The organism is Bradyrhizobium guangxiense (assembly GCF_004114915.1).
Classification (GTDB): domain Bacteria; phylum Pseudomonadota; class Alphaproteobacteria; order Rhizobiales; family Xanthobacteraceae; genus Bradyrhizobium; species Bradyrhizobium guangxiense.
The window spans coordinates 4,669,552-4,684,510 of the sequence record NZ_CP022219.1 but is presented as its reverse complement, the minus strand read 5'-3'; the positions used below and the strand labels follow the sequence as shown (position 1 = coordinate 4,684,510).

Here is a 14,959-nt window from a genome sequence, read left to right as displayed (position 1 = left end):
GGTCAAGGGAGCGATAAAAGATGCCATTACCAGGTCTTGGAGGGCGAAAGAAAAAGGCGTCGAAGCTCTATAAGATCGGAAGAGATTATAGAATTAGTACGTCGCCCGGTTGGAGCATGGAAAATTTCGACGCCTTGGGCGTTGGCCCCGTGCTGTATTCACCACGTGGCAAGCGGAGCTTTCCTCCGCTCTTGGAAACGCCGCGGCTGCTGATCGCCAGATCTCTCGGGCGGCCGCCGGCCGACTGGGAGCCATTTCACGACTTTTGGCTCGTGTCCGATCGGATGAAGCACGTTCTCGAGACGGTGGACAGAGAGGGGGTTGCTTTTCTGAGATGCGAAACGCGGTCGCTGAGAGGAGAAGCACCGGTATATTGGCTTTGCGATATCGTCCGCGAGCTCGACGCCATTGATGAGGAGAAATCGAATTTCAAGCTCCTGGACGATGGGACTGATTTCAGGCGGTACAACGGCACGGCGATGGACTCCAAATTCGTTTTTCGCGAAGATGTCATCGGCGCGGCTCATGTCTTCCGAGCCCGCTTTTTGAACGAAGTTATTTGTGATCAAGCAATGAAGGACGCCTGTAAGGCTGCCGGCCTGAAAGGCCTAAGATTTGGAAATCCCTACATCAATTGGGGGTAATCCTGGCCTAGCTTTCTTGCACTGAGATACGTCTAAACTCTCATGAGGCTCGGTGATCTATCGACGCACGCGAAATCGTCCGCGTTCGAAGGTCCTTGCGCGTTATCGGCGCTGGGTCTTCTCCCGATCTTCGTGATGTAACCAAACCTCCGCTATCCCGAACGCTTCCGGCAGACGCCGAACGTCGGCCGCAGCTTCGTGCCACAACGTTCTTCCGGCGCGACTGCACCGATACGACGCGCAAATCCAGCCGGTATTCCCGCTGGCCCCCCAAACAGCACTCAAACCAGGAACACCGGCTGCAATTCAGGAGCAGCTCGGATGCTTGCGCACGGCAGGAGCCGCAATTTCATGTTTCATAATCACCACATTTTACTTCAGCATTTCGCCGACCACCCGGTTATCCGCTTCTTACGTGGGCGGTTCGAAGTTGACGGAATTAGAAATCGTATGAATTTGCCCTCCACGCAGTGGGTGGCAACCGATCTGAATGCGAGCCCTCATACTGGCGGTCATCTCGGAGCATATCATGATGGGTTCGGCGATTACATAAAGCAGGTGGAAAGTTCTCCGAGGTACGCAGCGGCTCTCGCGGGTGACGTGCATGAACTCGATGAGCTGGTTTCGGATGTGAACGCGCTTGTGGCGGCTGCCAAGTACGCGCTGGCGAACGGTCATCTTTTTGCCAATACCCCGACGGGGATGACGCCAGAAAACGCAAATGCGGTGAGCAAGCAATGGTTCGACAACTGGAGAAAATATGCCGCCGATAATCAGACGCAGATCCAGCAGATGCAGGAGACAGTGGACCAATATCTCGCCGCTGGTCACCCGGATGCGGCCTTGGCTTTTCCACTTCTCTCACCGACCAGCGGTCTCAGCATGGCAGAGAGAATCGAGATCTTAAAGCGTTTCCCGAAAGGCTCTCCGATCTCGCTGCAATTCACCAACGTTGGACCTGTCCCTGACCTGCCAGGCCTCGTTCCACCCTTCGTCAATACTCATTTGCCAGGCTTTATTCCTCCTTCGCTTGAGGGACTGAACGAACCGGAAGGATTTACGCCCACCAATCCGCTTCTCACGTATGGGGTGCCGGGATTTCCGGCGATCAATCCTCAAGGTTTTGGACAACTACCTCCTACCACCGTGGGGGCTGAGGATCCTTTGGTGCTCAAGTTTGATCCAGTAACTGGTTGGCCACTTCCATTCTCCGAACGCTCCCCGATATTGGACCCCGGCGCTCCGTCTCATGCGACGCCGCCGCCTGGCCTCTATATGGGAGCGGGACTTGCCGCAGCTGCGGTGTTGGCGCCGCAATTCTTGCCTGTCTGGGCTCGGATGGGGGTTGCTGGGCTAGCTGCTGGCGCACCGACGCTGGCAACTGCCGGGACGGAGGGCGGAGGAGTGTTCTCCACCGGGGCGCCCCCATATGATCCCTTCAATCGCGACCAGACGAGCAGCTTCAGCGGCGGCTTAAGCGCGGGCCCTTGGGGGAACGAAGATACCAAGACGATCGCAACGCCCTCAATGGCGGACCACCGCGAAAATCAGGACAAGATCTCTGAGGAACCAACTCAGCAGCCGCACGCGCTTAAATCAGGAGCCTCGCGTTCGACTGGATCAGTCGCGCCCGAAGACGTTCGGCGTCTCGCTCGGGTCAACGAATCCAACGCGGGCAGCGCATTCACGTCCGGGAATGCGCCGGTCCCGTATCTGCCCTCTACGGAATTCGACCAGCGATTTGGCAATTGGGCGGTGCCGTCTGCAAACAGCGAGCAACCGCAGCCGAGAAAGCCGATCGCTACCTTCGCTGGCGAGCCGAGCTATCTCATTCCACCTCCCATCTTCGGAGTGGACGGACGAAGCGGTCCGCACGAGGATGCGGAGGAGTGGTTCTCACGTTGGATACGGCCGTTGCTTCCACCGCAGTAACGATTGGTACGGGATAGCGTACGCCATTCGAGATCGTTCCTTTGACACGTCGGGCAAAACACCGGCAGAATGGCATCGTCGAAAGAATTGGTATGGATCCTGCGGGATGCCGCGGGCCCTTTTGTCTGGATGGCTGTGACGTTAGGCCGCCGCCGGTCCAAACCATCGTATCAATGCCTCCTCGAGCCCATGCTGGCTCTCGTCGCCCACCCACGCGACATGCCCGTCGGGCCGCACCAGCACCGTGCCGGGCGCGACGACTTGTCCGATCGCCGGAAGCTCCCAGGCGCCATCGGTGTCGGCCTCGGCGACATCGACACGGTCTTTCCACGGCGCGATATCGATGCTGCCTTGCTTGCCGAAATTGAGCAGCACGCCGCGCGCGCCGTGCAGCAGCGTGAACACTCTCAGCTTCCGTCCTTCGATCGTCAGATCGAGATCGGGCATGCGCCGGCCGAGCAGCGCCTGGCCTTCGCCGAGATCGTACGCGATGTCGAGCCCGCTCATCATCGCACCAAAGCGCCGGCGCGGTTCGTCCATGGCGAGCAATTCGGAGACGACGTCGCGCGCGGCCTTGAGGCCGTCCTCGCCGCGACGGAGCAGGGCGATCTGCGCCATGGTGTTGCGCAGCACGCGCGCGGCCACCTTTTGGCGTTCGGCGTAGTAGCTGTCGAGCAGGGTGCCCGGCGAGATGCCTTTGACCACCTGCGCCAGCTTCCAGCCGAGATTGACGGCGTCCTGCACACCGAGGTTGAGGCCTTGCCCGCCGACGGAGTGATGGATATGCGCGGCATCGCCGGCGAGCAGAACGCGTCCCTCACGATAGGACGCGGCCTGCCGCGCCGCATCGGTGAAGCGGGAGATCCAGGCGGGATTCTTGACGCCGAAGTCGGTGCCGTAGACGGCGACGAGGGCCTCGCTGAGATCGCGCAAGGTCGGCTCGCCGGTAGCTGCGAGCGTTGCTTCGGTCAGGACGACCAGCACGCGTCCGCTCTCGGTCTTGCTGAGGCCGTGAAAACCGAGCGCATCGTGACGCAGGCCGAACTGCGGCTCATCGCGCATCTCGACCTCGGCCATGAGGTTAAGAAGCGTCGGTGAGGTGCCGGGGAATGCGATGCCGGCCGCCTTGCGCACCAGGCTGCGGCCGCCGTCGCAGCCGACCAGATAGTTTGCACGCAGGCCTTCGCCGTCGGACAGCATGACCTCGACGCCGGTCTCGTCCTGCGCAAAGCCCGTCACCTCGCGCGCACGATAGAAGGTGACCTCGAGCTCCGCGGCCCAATCGGCCAGGATGCGCTCGATGTGGTTCTGCCGCAGCGCGAGCCCGTAAGCGTGCCTTGTGGGGAGATCGCTGATGTCGAGCCTGGTCCAGGCAAAGCCGGCAAGCTGGACGATCTGCCCTTCGCGCAGGAAGCGTTCGGCGACACCGCGCTGGTCGAGCAGCTCGATGGTGCGCGCGTGCAATCCGCCCGCGCGCGTTTCGACCAATGTCTGGTCAGCGCGGCGCTCGACGACGGCAACGTCGACATCGGCGAGCGCGAGCTCGGCCGCCAGCATCAGGCCGGTCGGCCCGCCACCGGCGATCACGACGGCATGGTCGGTCAGCGTCCGGTTGCGCGCGTCGGCATTCTGGGCCCGGCGGCGTGAACGGGACGTCGGAAGCAGGACAGGCATATTGACCCCCTCGGCTGGTTACTTTGGATGCTTGCTGGGTCGGAGGTTCTACGGCATGGCCAAGGGCTTGAAGCAAGCCCGTTGCGCACCACATATTGAGCTGGGAGGAGGGGAGTCCTTCGTGCGCGTTCGCCGCGTTGACACGTCGGGCAAAACACCGGCATATTGGCATCATCAAGAATTCGGTTCATGCCCGCGCGGAAAGCCTCCGCTGCGGGTTTTTTATTGGGCCTGATTCAGTGAATGCCTGTGGTCCGCTGCAGGATCGCGGCGAGTTCCTCGAACGAGAACGGCTTCCTGATCATCGGCAGGCCGCCGCGCCGGGGCTCGCGACCCGACAGTTGCAGCATCGTCAGCTCCGGGCGGACGCGCTTGGCCAGCTCGGCCAGTTCATGACCATCCATGCCGGGCATGTTGATATCGGTGATGAGGACGGAGATGTCCTGGTTCTGCTTCAGCCGGTCGAGTGCATCCTGGCCGTTCTGGGCGCTGATCACCTGGCAGCCGAGATCCTCCAGCATGCCCACGATCACGTCGAGAACGGCGAGATCGTCGTCAACAACCAGGACAGTGTGCCTCATCGCACCAACGTTCCTTCCATGCGAAGGCCTCAACGCGTCGCTCGTCGGGTAAGTTCCGGTGAGCCTAAAGCGCGATGAGATTTAGATGAATCGTCGTCGCGCTTCAGGTTGCTTTTGCGCATGATCTTCCGGGAAACCGCTTCGCACTTTGCGCTAACGCGGCCCTTCGGGTCCGGATCATGCTTTAGTCGTCCTTCGACAAATCGCCGGGCTCGGCGAGAAGGTTGATGGCGCCGCCCTCGCCGTGCACGAGGTCGCGGCCGCTGTCCGCGGTTTCGGCAGACTCTTCGACGACGGACGCTCGGCTGTCGCGCGCCTTGCCGGCGTGCGGCCTGTCTTCGTTGCGCGGCTGGCGAGATGGCTTGCGAGCTGGCTTGGGTGTCATGGCGATCCTCCCGGTCGACTAACTTGCGTCGAGCGCGTTCGTTCGTTTGACACGTCGGGCAAAACACCGGCAGAATGGCATCATCGAAAAGAGTTTGGTTCACCCGCGCGGAACAATCCGCCGCGGGTTTTTTCGTCCTCGTTTTCGCAATCGGACGGCGGCGGCGCATTACGGCCACGCACTCGACAAACCTGGAGCGCCGATCGGCGCGCCGTCGTCCGTACCATTGCTGGCCGTGCACGCGCGAACGTGCCGGTCCGCGGCGCAGGGCCAAGGGCCCGCGCCGCTGCGGTCTCCGGGAGACACGGAGATAGGGTTCGCGCCCGAAACGATCGCGCCTCATCGCGCGATCTGCCGCGCATTTCCTTTCGTGGAGAGATCATGACAGCCTATCTGATATCCTTGGCCCTTGCTGGCCTGGTTGCCATCGTACTGTGGGAGACGTTGTCTTGAGTGAGGAGATCGAATGCGTGCTCGAACGCGAGCCGGCCCGCTTGCCCGTCGCGAGAAAGACGTCGAGGGCGCGCACCCTGACCGAGATTCGCTCGCTCGCGCGCAGCCACACCAGAACGGCCATCAGGGTGCTCGTCGGCGTCATGCGCAGCGAGGACGCAACGCCGGCGGCCCGCGTCTCCGCTGCCAACGCCATCCTCGATCGCGGCTGGGGCAAGGCCGCACAGTCGGTCGAGAACGGCGAAGACGGATTGCTGGAATTGGTTCACCGGATCGAACGCATCATCGTGCATCCGGGGAGCTCGAACAGCACCGACGTCGTTCACGACGCTTGGGGCGGCGGAGATCTCGATTTCAATCCCGTCTCGATTGATCGTTGACCCGTCGGGCAAAACACCGGCATAGTAGCATCATCAAGACGAGTTGGTTCAGCCTGCGCCGAGCGATCGGTCGCGGGTTTGTCGTCTCGATGATGCTTTCCTCAGTTCCTGGTCTGCTTGCTGGACCGGCGTTGCCCAGGGCAGGTGCGCTGCACCCAGGGCGAGCGAGCGCATCCATTGTCCATCCTGAAAATTCCGACGGCGAAGATCTTCGAGCCGCTGCTGAAACCTGCGCGCTACAAGGGCGTTTACGGCGGACGCGGCTCGGGCAAATCGCATTTCTTCGGCGAGCTTCTTGTCGAGACCTGCCAGGCCGAGCGCGGCACGCTCGCGGTCTGCATTCGCGAGGCGCAGCGGACGCTGGCGCAATCGTCGAAGCGTCTGATCGAGGGCAAGATCGCAAGCCTGGGCCTCGGCCACGGTTTCAAGCTGTTCAGCGACAAGATCGAGACGCCCGGTGACGGGCTCATCATCTTCCGCGGCCTTCAGGACCACACGGCCGACTCGATCAAGTCTCTGGAGGGGTTTCGCATCGCCTGGATCGACGAGGCGCAATCCTTGAGCGCGCGCAGCCTCGCACTGCTGCGGCCGACGATCCGTGCCAAGGATTCAGAGCTCTGGGCGAGCTGGAATCCGCGACGCAAGAGCGATGCAATCGACGACTTTCTGCGCGGGCGCAAGCCCGAGGGATCTGTGGTGGTCAAGGCGAACTGGCGCGACAATCCCTGGTTTCCGGACGTGCTTGGGGAGGAACGGCTGCTGGATCAGAAGCTCTACCCCGAGCGCTACGATCACATCTGGGAGGGCGAATATGCCCGCGCTTTCGAGGGCGCCTATTTCGCTTCGCTGCTATCGGAGGCGCGTGCCGGGGGGCGGATCGGAAAAGTCTCGGCCGATCCTCTCCTGCCGCTCCGCGCCTTCATCGACATCGGTGGCGCGGGCGCTGCGGCGGATGCCTTCACGATGTGGATCGTGCAGTGGGTCGGCAGCGAGCTCAGAGCTGACTTTCAGCATCTGCGGCGCTGGCGGAAAAGCGTGGAACAGGCGCAGAGTTATACGTTCAAGGCCGTGATTACTGTGGTCGCCACGGGATTGATGGGGGCCGTTTGGCTAGGCGTCAAGGTCGCGCTGGGCAAGTGAGACGTTTTCGGCGGCGACGTCACCGCACGATGGAATGAGTTGTCCGTCGCCAATGGGTATGGCATGTACAGAATTCGTATCGTCGATGCGTCTGACGAAGACGTCGCCGACACCTTGGCCGATCTGCACCAGCTGACGTTCTTCGATGCTGCGGCAATGCCCCAGTTCGAGCTTGGAGCGTGGTGGCTGGCCTATCACGGCGATGACGCGGTCGCCTTTGCCGGGGTTGTGCCATCGACGCATGTACGAAACAGCGGTTACTTCTCCAGGGTTGGTGTCTTGCGCCGGCATTGGGGGCGCGGGCTGCAAATCAGGCTGATGCGAGCGATCGAAGCGAGGGGGCGGCGCGTCGGATGGGACAGTGTCGTTTCGGATACGACGGACAATCCCGTGTCTGCCAATAACTTCATTCAGGCAGGTTATCGGCTCTATGAGCCCGAGGTACCTTGGGCCTGGTCGCATACACTTTACTGGAGAAAGTGGCTGCGCTGAGCGCTGGGGAGCGTTTCCCGCGACGTGGAACGTGGCATGAAATGGCTCATCAGAGGCGTGGCGCAGCCCATATGCGCAGGATGGCGAGAAGCCCGGCAGCCCGACGGTTGCCGGGCTTCTCTTGCGTTTTAGAGGCATGCGGGTGAAACACTTGCGAAGTGGGCAGCGTCAGGCTTTAAGCATGCTCTTGCAGGAAATTCGGCGGCCATAAGCCGATGTAAGGGAGAACCATCGATGCCCAACAAGCCTCAATTGCCGGAACGTTCGTCGCGGGCGACGGGAGGGCCGACTGCGCTCGATGGTCTGCTGGTCATCGATTTCACGCGTGTCGTCGCCGGGCCGGCCTGCACGCAGACACTCGCCGACTTTGGCGCGCATGTCATCAAGATCGAGAATCCCGACGGCGGCGACGACACCCGCGCCTATGAGCACGCCGAAATCGGTGGCGAAAGCGCCGCCTATCTCAGCCTCAATCGCAACAAGCAAGGCATTGCGCTCGATCTTTCCGTCCCGGAAGCCCGCGAGATCGCGCTGGATCTGATCCGCAAGGCGGATGTGGTCGTGGAGAATTTCTCGAGCGGGGTCATGAAGAAGTTCGGACTCGACTATGAGACGGTGGCGCCCCTCAATCCACGGCTGGTCTATTGCTCGATCTCCGCCTACGGGCGCTCCGGACCGTTCGCCTCGCGCCCCGGCTTCGATCCCATCACGCAGGCGGAGAGCGGTTTTATGTCGCTCAACGGATTTGCCGACGGCCCGGCGGTTCGTACCGGCCCGCCCATAGTGGACATGGCGACGGGGATGTCTGCCTGCAACGCCATATTGTTGGCGCTGCTGGCGCGGGACCGGCTCCGCCGCGGGCAACATGTCGAAGTCGCGTTGTTCGACATCGCAATGGGCATGACCGGTTTCTTCGGCATGGCCTATCTCATCAACGGCGAAAACCCCGGCCGGTTCGGCAATTCGCCGAGCGGATCTCCCACCGTTGGCGTCTACGAGGCCTCCGACGGGCCGCTTTACATGGCTTGCGCCAACGATCGGCTCTATCGCCGGCTCGTGGTCGAGGTGCTGAACCGGCCGGATCTCATCACCGATCCGCAGTTTGCGACGCGCAAGGCCCGTTCCGAGAACAAGGAGCTCTTGCGCGCGGCCATTGCTGAAGTCTTTGCCAGCGATACGCTCGAGAACTGGATGGCGAAGATGAAGCTGGCCAATATTCCGGTCGGCTATCTCCGGACGGTCGAGGAGGGGTTCAACGCGCCCGAAGCCCGCGAGCGCCATCGGTTGAACCGGATTCCGCACCCGACAGCGGAATGGGTGCCCAACATCGAGCCGCCGATCACCATGAGCCTGACCGGCGCTGTCGATCCCATTGCGGCGCCGCTGTTGGGCGAGCATACCGAGAACGTCTTGCGCAATTTGCTCGGTTGTGACGAGAGTCGGATCACGGAATTGACCCAGAAGGGGGTCTTCGGCGCCGGCAAACCCTCGACGAGCTAGGCCCGCGCGGTCAGTCCGCCCACGTGCGAAATCCATGCCGGCTGCATTGGCTTGATTTGGTGAAGCGTCGGCCGCATAAATATGCGAACGTGAGGGACACGAATGGCGCCTGGTCGAAAGCCGAGCATGGGTCAGTCCACGGAGCCGGACGCCGGCGAACGTGCCTATGCGGCAATGATCGCGAAGGCCCGGGCCCTCGTGCCGGGACTACGAGAGCGGGCGGTACGAACGGAGGAGCTGCGGCATCTCCCGTCGGAAACCGAGAAGGATCTCCACGACAGCGGCCTATTCCGAATGCTCCAGCCGGCGCGGATCGGCGGCGCCGAGCTGGACTATGTCGCTCTCGTTGACTGCGCCGAGCTGCTCGGACAAGCGGATGCGTCGGTGGCCTGGAATCTCGCGAATCTGGCGAGCCATCACTGGATGCTCGGCATGTTCGAGCCGAAGGCACAGGATCTGGTCTGGGGCCGTGATGCCGACGCGCTGATCGCCTCTTCGTTCATCTTTCCTGCCGGGCGCGCTACGAAAGTCGACGGCGGATACCAGCTGCGCGGCAGCTGGCCGTTCTCGTCTGGAGTTGCCTCCTGTGAATGGAACATGCTGGCAAGCGTGGTCTATTCCGAAGACGAGGCGGACGGCATCGAGTATCGGATCTTTCTGCTGCCCAAGGGCGATTACAAGGTGCTGGATACCTGGAATGTCGCGGGGTTGCGCGGAACCGGATCTTGCGACGTCGAGGTCAGGGATGCCTTCGTGGCTGACCACATGACGATCGCTGTTGGTGATCTCTCCGGCGGCCCGACGCCAGGAAGCAAGGTCAATCCAAATCCTCTATACGCGCTCCCCGTGTTCTCGCTGTTTCCCTACGTCCTCTCCGGTGTCGCGCTGGGGAATGCGCAGGCATGTCTCGACGACTATACGGAGGTCGCACGTCATCGTATTTCGACCTATAACCGCGCCAAGCTGAGTGATTTTCAAAGCACTCAGATCAAGATCGCGGAGGCCTCGGCGAAGATCGACGCCGCACGCCTGATCATGCGGTCGGCATGCCTCGATGCCATGGAAGAGGCGCGGCGCGGGCGCATTCCCGACATGGCGACCAAAACCCGATATCGGCGCGATGGATCGTTTTCAGTGAACTTGTGTACAGACGCGGTCTCGATGCTGTTTGCGGCGAGCGGCGCGCGCGGCCTGTTCACGACCGGCGCGTTGCAGCGGCAGTTCCGCGATGCCCACGCGATCAACTCGCATCTCGCGTTCAACTTCGATGCGGCCGGGACCAACTATGGACGCGTGGTACTGGGCCTGCCGTCCGAAAATCTCACGCTGTGAGGCCGGCTGATGAATGATCTGCCGCAGCGCCCAGCCGGTCCCGATCCAGCCAATGAACTCGCGAGCGACAATTCGTCGATCGATCCTCGCGACTTCCGCAACGCGCTCGGAACCTACGCAACCGGCGTGACGATCATCACGGCCGCAGCGCCTGACGGCAAGCCCTACGGCCTGACCTGCAATTCGTTCGCCTCCGTTTCGTTAAATCCGCCGCTGGTGCTGTGGAGCTTGGTCGTTTACTCGTCGAGCTTGACTGTCTTCCAGAACGCCAGCCATTTCACCGTCAACGTGCTTGGCGCTTCGCAGCAGGCGCTCGCGAGCAAATTCGCGAAGTCCTCGGATGACAAGTTCACCGGCGTTGATTGGGCGCCGGGCCTCGGCCAGGCGCCGGTGCTTGCTGAGAGCGTCGCCAATTTCCAATGCCGCTCGGTGAATCGCTATTATGGCGGCGACCACGTCATCTTTCTCGGCGCGGTCGAGGCCTATACCTACAACGCGACGGAGCCGCTGCTGTTCGCGCGGGGTGCGTTCGGTCGATTTCTCGCGGACCATGAGCGCAAAAAGTAGCGTGCTCTTGCGCTTTGACAGCCTAGGGCGTTTCCGCTGAAAGCTTGTAGATCTCCAGCGCGTCCGCTTCAGCTCCGCGTGCGGCCTTCGCCAGCCTGAATAATTGTCCCGCGAGCGAGGCCATCGGCACCGGCGTTGACGTCGCCTGCGCGACGTCAGCAACCGTATCGAGATCCTTGAGCATCGTGGCAATGTGACCCAGCGGTGGTGAGTGAATGCCTTGCGCCATCCGCGGGACGAAGAGCTGAAGCGGAATGGAATCCGCAAAGCCGCCGGCGAGCGCTTCGGGCAGGCGGTTGGCATCAATTCCGGCGTTGACGGCGAGGCGCGTGGCTTCGGCCAGCACAGCCATCGCGCAACCGACGATCACCTGATTGCAGAGTTTTGTGGTCTGGCCGGCGCCGATCGGGCCCATGTGGGTGAACCTGCGCGCCATGGCCAGCACGTAAGGTCGGACACGCTCGATATCCTCTGCTTCTCCTCCTGCCATGATCGCAAGCGTGCCTTCCTCGGCACCCTTCGTCCCACCGGACACCGGTGCATCGATCCAGCCGGCACCATTCGTGTCCTTTAGTCGCTTGGCGAGGTCGCGTGCAGCGTCGGGATGGATCGACGAGAAATCGACGACAAGCTTGCCTGCGCCGGATGCTGCTGCCAGGCCGTCGGGTCCGAAGATGACCTCCTCGACCGCCGCCGCATCCGTCACGCACATGAAGGCGATATCGGAGCTCGCCAGGAGATCGCGGGGCGTGAGCGAACGGCTGGCGCCGGCCTCGACAAGCGGAGCCACCTTGCCCTCCGAACGGTTCCAGACCGTCACCTGATAGCCAGCCTTGAGCAGCCGCCGGCTCATCGGCGTTCCCATCAGCCCGAGGCCGAGATAACCGAGCCTCTCGGCGCTTTGCGGGTTTGCCTTGCTCGCATCAGCCATAGGTTGTCTCCTTCTGTCGCAGCGCGGCGCCGCCTTACCATACATTGCGCATCAGGCGGCGAAACCGTCGGCCTCGCATGGCTTGCCTGATTGTTTGAACCATGAAACATTTGCGGCGGTCGGGTTGGGTGGCGCCGGTCGGCGCCGGAGCAGCGGAGTGGGCACGATGCGAACCGTTTCGAAATGGATCCTGGCTTTGGGGGCGGCAGCCGCCGTGAGCGCGGGGGCAAGCTCGTCATGGGCGCAGCAGACGATCCGCGTCGGCTGGACGATCCCTGCCGAGGAGTCCAAATACTGGATGATGCGTCGCCCAGCTGAATTTCCGAGCATCGGGAAGACCTACAACATCGAATGGACCCAATTCCAGGGCACCGCGCCGATGACGCAGGCCCTGGCAGCCGGCGCACTGGACTGCGCGACGCAGGCGCCGCTGTCGCTCTCCAACGGAGTGGTCGGCGGCAATCTCAAAGCCTACATCGTGGCGCAGCATGTGTTCGAGAAGCCTGGCGGCTTCTCGGTGTATTGGGCCGTCAAGGATGACTCGCCAATCAAGTCAATTGCCGATCTCAAGGGCAAGACGGTCGGCATTTCCGTGATCGGCGGTGGCACACAGGGCCCGTTCAATTTGCTTCTGAAGCAGAACGGTGTCGATCCGGCCAAGGATATCAAACTGGTCGAGGTCGGCTTTGCGGTCTCCGAGGATGCGCTGCGCCAGGGCCGCGTCGATGCCGTCAACATGAACCAGCCGTTTGCCGCCCGCGCGGAGGCCAAGGGTGGCACCAGGAAGCTGTTCTCCCTATCGGAGGCCATGCCGAACATCGTGCATATCCTGGAGGCCTGCCGCGCCGATTTCGTGGACAAGAACCCGGAGCTGGTCAAGGCCTATGTCCGCGATATCACGTCGGGCATGAAGAAGGCGCTGGCAAACCGCGAGGAGACGCTCAAGGTCGTCAATGAAGTGCTGAAGGCGCCTATCCCGGTGCTCGAGACCTATCTGCTCAAGGACAATGATTTCGGCCGTGATCCAGGCGCAGCGCCGAACTTCCCGGCGATCCAGAAGATGCTGGACATTTACGCGGAGACCGGAATGCTGCCGAAACTGGATGTCGCGCAGTTCAAACACCCGTCGATCGTCGCTCCGCTGCAGTAGGCGATCGAGTGGATAAACCGGCCCAATCGGCCAAGGATCTCGCGGCGTCTCGGCATCCGGGCCGCTGCATGAAGAAAATGCGTGCATGAAGAAGCTACGATCACGAGTCACGACAGACGGCCTCGACCGGGCCCCGCACCGGGCCTTCATGCGTGCCATGGGGCTCGACGACGCTGCGATTGCCAAGCCGATGGTGGGCGTCGTCAGCATGAAGGGTGAGCAGACACCCTGCAACATGACCCACGACTTCCAGGTGGCGGCGGCCAAAACCGGGATTGACGAGGCCGGCGGCACGCCACGGGAGTTCTCGACCGTATCGGTGTCTGACGGCATCAGCATGAACCATGAGGGCATGAAGTTCTCGCTGTTTTCGCGTGAACTGATCGCCGACTCGATCGAGGCCGTTGTCCATGGCCTCGCCTACGACGCGTTGATCGGATACGGCGGATGCGACAAGACGCTTCCCGGCGTGATGATGGGCATGGTTCGCTGCAACGTGCCCTCCATCTTCATCTATGGCGGGAGTTCGCTGCCGGGCCGCGTTGACGGGCGTATGCTGACGGTGCTCGATTCCTATGAGGCTGTCGGCAGCTTCATGACCGGAGAGATCGACGGCGTCACGCTCGAGCGGATCGAGCGTGCCTGCCTGCCGACGATCGGCGCATGTGCGGGTCAGTTCACCGCGAACACCATGGGCATGGTCTCGGAAGCGATGGGCCTGACCATGCCCAACGTCTCGATGGTGCCCGGCGTCTATGCCGAACGTGCCCAGATCTCGCGACGCGCCGGCCGCCTGATCATGGAGATGCTGGAACGTGGCGGGCCGTTACCGCGCGACATCGTGACGCGGAAATCCCTGGAGAACGGCGCGGCGATTGTTGCGGCGACGGGAGGCTCGACCAACGCCGCGCTGCATCTGCCGGCGATCGCGAACGAGGCCGGCATTGCGTTCACGATCGGCGACGTCGGTGAGGTGTTTGCAAGGACGCCGTTGATTGGCAATCTGCGCCCCGGAGGCAAGTACACAGCGAAGGATGTTTATGACATCGGCGGCGCCGCCGTGGTGATCCGCGAGCTGATCCAGAGTGGGCATATCGAAGGCAGCTGCATCACCATCACCGGTCGTACGCTTGCTGAAGAATACGGCACGGCCAACGCGCCGGACGGTGAAGTGATCTACGCGTCTCGAGCACCGATCATGCCTGACGGTGGCGTGGCGGTGTTGAAGGGCAATCTCTGCCCCGACGGCGCCGTGATCAAGGTCGCAGGTTTGAAGAGTCAGTTCTTCGAAGGCGTGGCGCGCGTGTTCGAAGATGAGGAAGCCTGTGTCAAAGCGGTTCGGGATCGCACTTACAAGGCGGGCGAAGTTCTCGTGATCCGCAATGAGGGACCGGTCGGTGGTCCCGGCATGCGTGAGATGCTCGGCGTTACCGCGCTGATCTACGGGCAGGGCATGGGCGAAAAGGTGGCGCTGATCACCGATGGCCGGTTCTCCGGCGCCACCCGCGGCATGTGCATCGGTTACGTGTCTCCCGAAGCATTTGTCGGCGGTCCGCTGGCACTCGTTCGCGACGGTGACGGGATCCGGATCGATGCCGCCAATCGACGAATGGATGTCCTGCTTGACGAACATGAGCTGACCGCGCGGCGCCGCGATTGGAAGCAGCGTCCACCGCGTCACCGTGCAGGGGCGCTTGCAAAGTATGCCCGGCTGGTGGGGCAGGCGCCGGGCGGAGCCGTTACGCATGAAGGCCCCGCGGAATGGCCCTGGTTCGAATGATGTATTGCGCCTGTGCGA

The 14,959-nt window shown here is 62.3% G+C and carries 13 protein-coding genes and 1 pseudogene; 10 read left to right on the top strand and 4 right to left on the bottom strand.

What is annotated here, in order from left to right:
* Positions 1-116: 116 nt before the first annotated feature.
* Positions 117-644: an imm11 family protein gene (locus X268_RS22415; protein WP_245477601.1), complete on the top strand. Its 528-nt coding sequence runs from the start codon at positions 117-119 to the stop codon at positions 642-644.
* A gap of 321 nt (positions 645-965) precedes the next feature.
* On the top strand, positions 966-2,576 hold the full coding sequence (locus X268_RS22410; RefSeq protein ID WP_128926933.1) for a hypothetical protein: 1,611 nt from the start codon (positions 966-968) through the stop codon (positions 2,574-2,576).
* A gap of 141 nt (positions 2,577-2,717) precedes the next feature.
* Here X268_RS22410 and X268_RS22405 read toward each other — a convergent pair whose 3' ends face one another.
* The 3 genes from X268_RS22405 to X268_RS22395 form a co-directional block, all read right to left on the bottom strand.
* A complete protein-coding gene (locus X268_RS22405; protein WP_128926932.1) occupies positions 2,718-4,250 on the bottom strand; it encodes an FAD-dependent monooxygenase in 1,533 nt (510 codons plus the stop codon).
* Between the two features lie 236 nt (positions 4,251-4,486).
* Positions 4,487-4,831 (bottom strand): response regulator, encoded by a 345-nt coding sequence (locus X268_RS22400; RefSeq protein WP_128926931.1) that lies wholly within the window; start codon positions 4,829-4,831, stop codon positions 4,487-4,489.
* A gap of 184 nt (positions 4,832-5,015) precedes the next feature.
* A complete protein-coding gene (locus tag X268_RS22395) occupies positions 5,016-5,216 on the bottom strand; it encodes a hypothetical protein (protein ID WP_128926930.1) in 201 nt (66 codons plus the stop codon).
* Positions 5,217-5,665: 449 nt separating this feature from the next.
* Here X268_RS22395 and X268_RS22390 point away from each other — a divergent pair, with 449 nt between their 5' ends.
* The 6 genes and pseudogenes from X268_RS22390 (at position 5,666) to X268_RS22365 (ending at position 11,080) form a co-directional block, all read left to right on the top strand.
* Positions 5,666-6,049 carry a hypothetical protein gene (locus X268_RS22390; RefSeq protein ID WP_128926929.1) on the top strand — a complete coding sequence of 128 codons (384 nt, stop codon included), beginning with the start codon at positions 5,666-5,668 and terminating at the stop codon, positions 6,047-6,049.
* Between the two features lie 144 nt (positions 6,050-6,193).
* A pseudogene (locus tag X268_RS40725) lies at positions 6,194-6,847 on the top strand (PBSX family phage terminase large subunit); the annotation flags it as partial.
* Between the two features lie 405 nt (positions 6,848-7,252).
* The gene (locus X268_RS22380) at positions 7,253-7,681 is read left to right on the top strand and encodes a GNAT family N-acetyltransferase (protein ID WP_128929348.1); all 429 of its coding nucleotides are present in this window, start codon (positions 7,253-7,255) and stop codon (positions 7,679-7,681) included.
* Between the two features lie 234 nt (positions 7,682-7,915).
* The gene (locus X268_RS22375) at positions 7,916-9,181 is read left to right on the top strand and encodes a CaiB/BaiF CoA transferase family protein (RefSeq protein WP_128926927.1); all 1,266 of its coding nucleotides are present in this window, start codon (positions 7,916-7,918) and stop codon (positions 9,179-9,181) included.
* A gap of 126 nt (positions 9,182-9,307) precedes the next feature.
* Positions 9,308-10,513 (top strand): acyl-CoA dehydrogenase family protein, encoded by a 1,206-nt coding sequence (locus X268_RS22370; RefSeq protein WP_430648235.1) that lies wholly within the window; start codon positions 9,308-9,310, stop codon positions 10,511-10,513.
* A 9-nt stretch (positions 10,514-10,522) separates the two neighbouring features.
* Positions 10,523-11,080, top strand: a complete 558-nt coding sequence (locus X268_RS22365; protein ID WP_128926925.1) for a flavin reductase family protein — start codon at positions 10,523-10,525, stop codon at positions 11,078-11,080.
* A gap of 22 nt (positions 11,081-11,102) precedes the next feature.
* On the opposite strand, the gene X268_RS22360 is transcribed toward X268_RS22365, so the two are convergent.
* Entirely contained in the window at positions 11,103-12,011 is a 909-nt protein-coding gene (locus X268_RS22360) for an NAD(P)-dependent oxidoreductase (RefSeq protein WP_164937864.1), read from the bottom strand.
* A gap of 166 nt (positions 12,012-12,177) precedes the next feature.
* Between X268_RS22360 and X268_RS22355 the strand changes: the two genes are divergently transcribed.
* The gene (locus X268_RS22355) at positions 12,178-13,161 is read left to right on the top strand and encodes an ABC transporter substrate-binding protein (protein WP_164937863.1); all 984 of its coding nucleotides are present in this window, start codon (positions 12,178-12,180) and stop codon (positions 13,159-13,161) included.
* 85 nt (positions 13,162-13,246) lie between these two features.
* Positions 13,247-14,941, top strand: coding sequence for a dihydroxy-acid dehydratase (gene ilvD / locus X268_RS22350; protein WP_128926923.1), 1,695 nt, complete (start codon positions 13,247-13,249; stop codon positions 14,939-14,941).
* The last annotated feature ends 18 nt before the right edge of the window (positions 14,942-14,959 follow it).

Excerpts from the sequence above, each read along its gene's own strand:
- X268_RS22415 (WP_245477601.1), top strand. The coding sequence starts at position 117 with ATGGAAAATTTCGACGCCTTGGGCGTTGGCCCCGTGCTGTATTCACCA.
- X268_RS22410 (WP_128926933.1), top strand. The coding sequence starts at position 966 with ATGCTTGCGCACGGCAGGAGCCGCAATTTCATGTTTCATAATCACCAC.
- X268_RS22405 (WP_128926932.1), bottom strand. The coding sequence starts at position 4,250 with ATGCCTGTCCTGCTTCCGACGTCCCGTTCACGCCGCCGGGCCCAGAAT.
- X268_RS22400 (WP_128926931.1), bottom strand. The coding sequence starts at position 4,831 with ATGAGGCACACTGTCCTGGTTGTTGACGACGATCTCGCCGTTCTCGAC.
- X268_RS22395 (WP_128926930.1), bottom strand. The coding sequence starts at position 5,216 with ATGACACCCAAGCCAGCTCGCAAGCCATCTCGCCAGCCGCGCAACGAA.
- X268_RS22380 (WP_128929348.1), top strand. The coding sequence starts at position 7,253 with ATGTACAGAATTCGTATCGTCGATGCGTCTGACGAAGACGTCGCCGAC.
- X268_RS22375 (WP_128926927.1), top strand. The coding sequence starts at position 7,916 with ATGCCCAACAAGCCTCAATTGCCGGAACGTTCGTCGCGGGCGACGGGA.
- X268_RS22370 (WP_430648235.1), top strand. The coding sequence starts at position 9,308 with ATGGGTCAGTCCACGGAGCCGGACGCCGGCGAACGTGCCTATGCGGCA.
- X268_RS22365 (WP_128926925.1), top strand. The coding sequence starts at position 10,523 with ATGAATGATCTGCCGCAGCGCCCAGCCGGTCCCGATCCAGCCAATGAA.
- X268_RS22360 (WP_164937864.1), bottom strand. The coding sequence starts at position 12,011 with ATGGCTGATGCGAGCAAGGCAAACCCGCAAAGCGCCGAGAGGCTCGGT.
- X268_RS22355 (WP_164937863.1), top strand. The coding sequence starts at position 12,178 with ATGCGAACCGTTTCGAAATGGATCCTGGCTTTGGGGGCGGCAGCCGCC.
- ilvD (WP_128926923.1), top strand. The coding sequence starts at position 13,247 with ATGAAGAAGCTACGATCACGAGTCACGACAGACGGCCTCGACCGGGCC.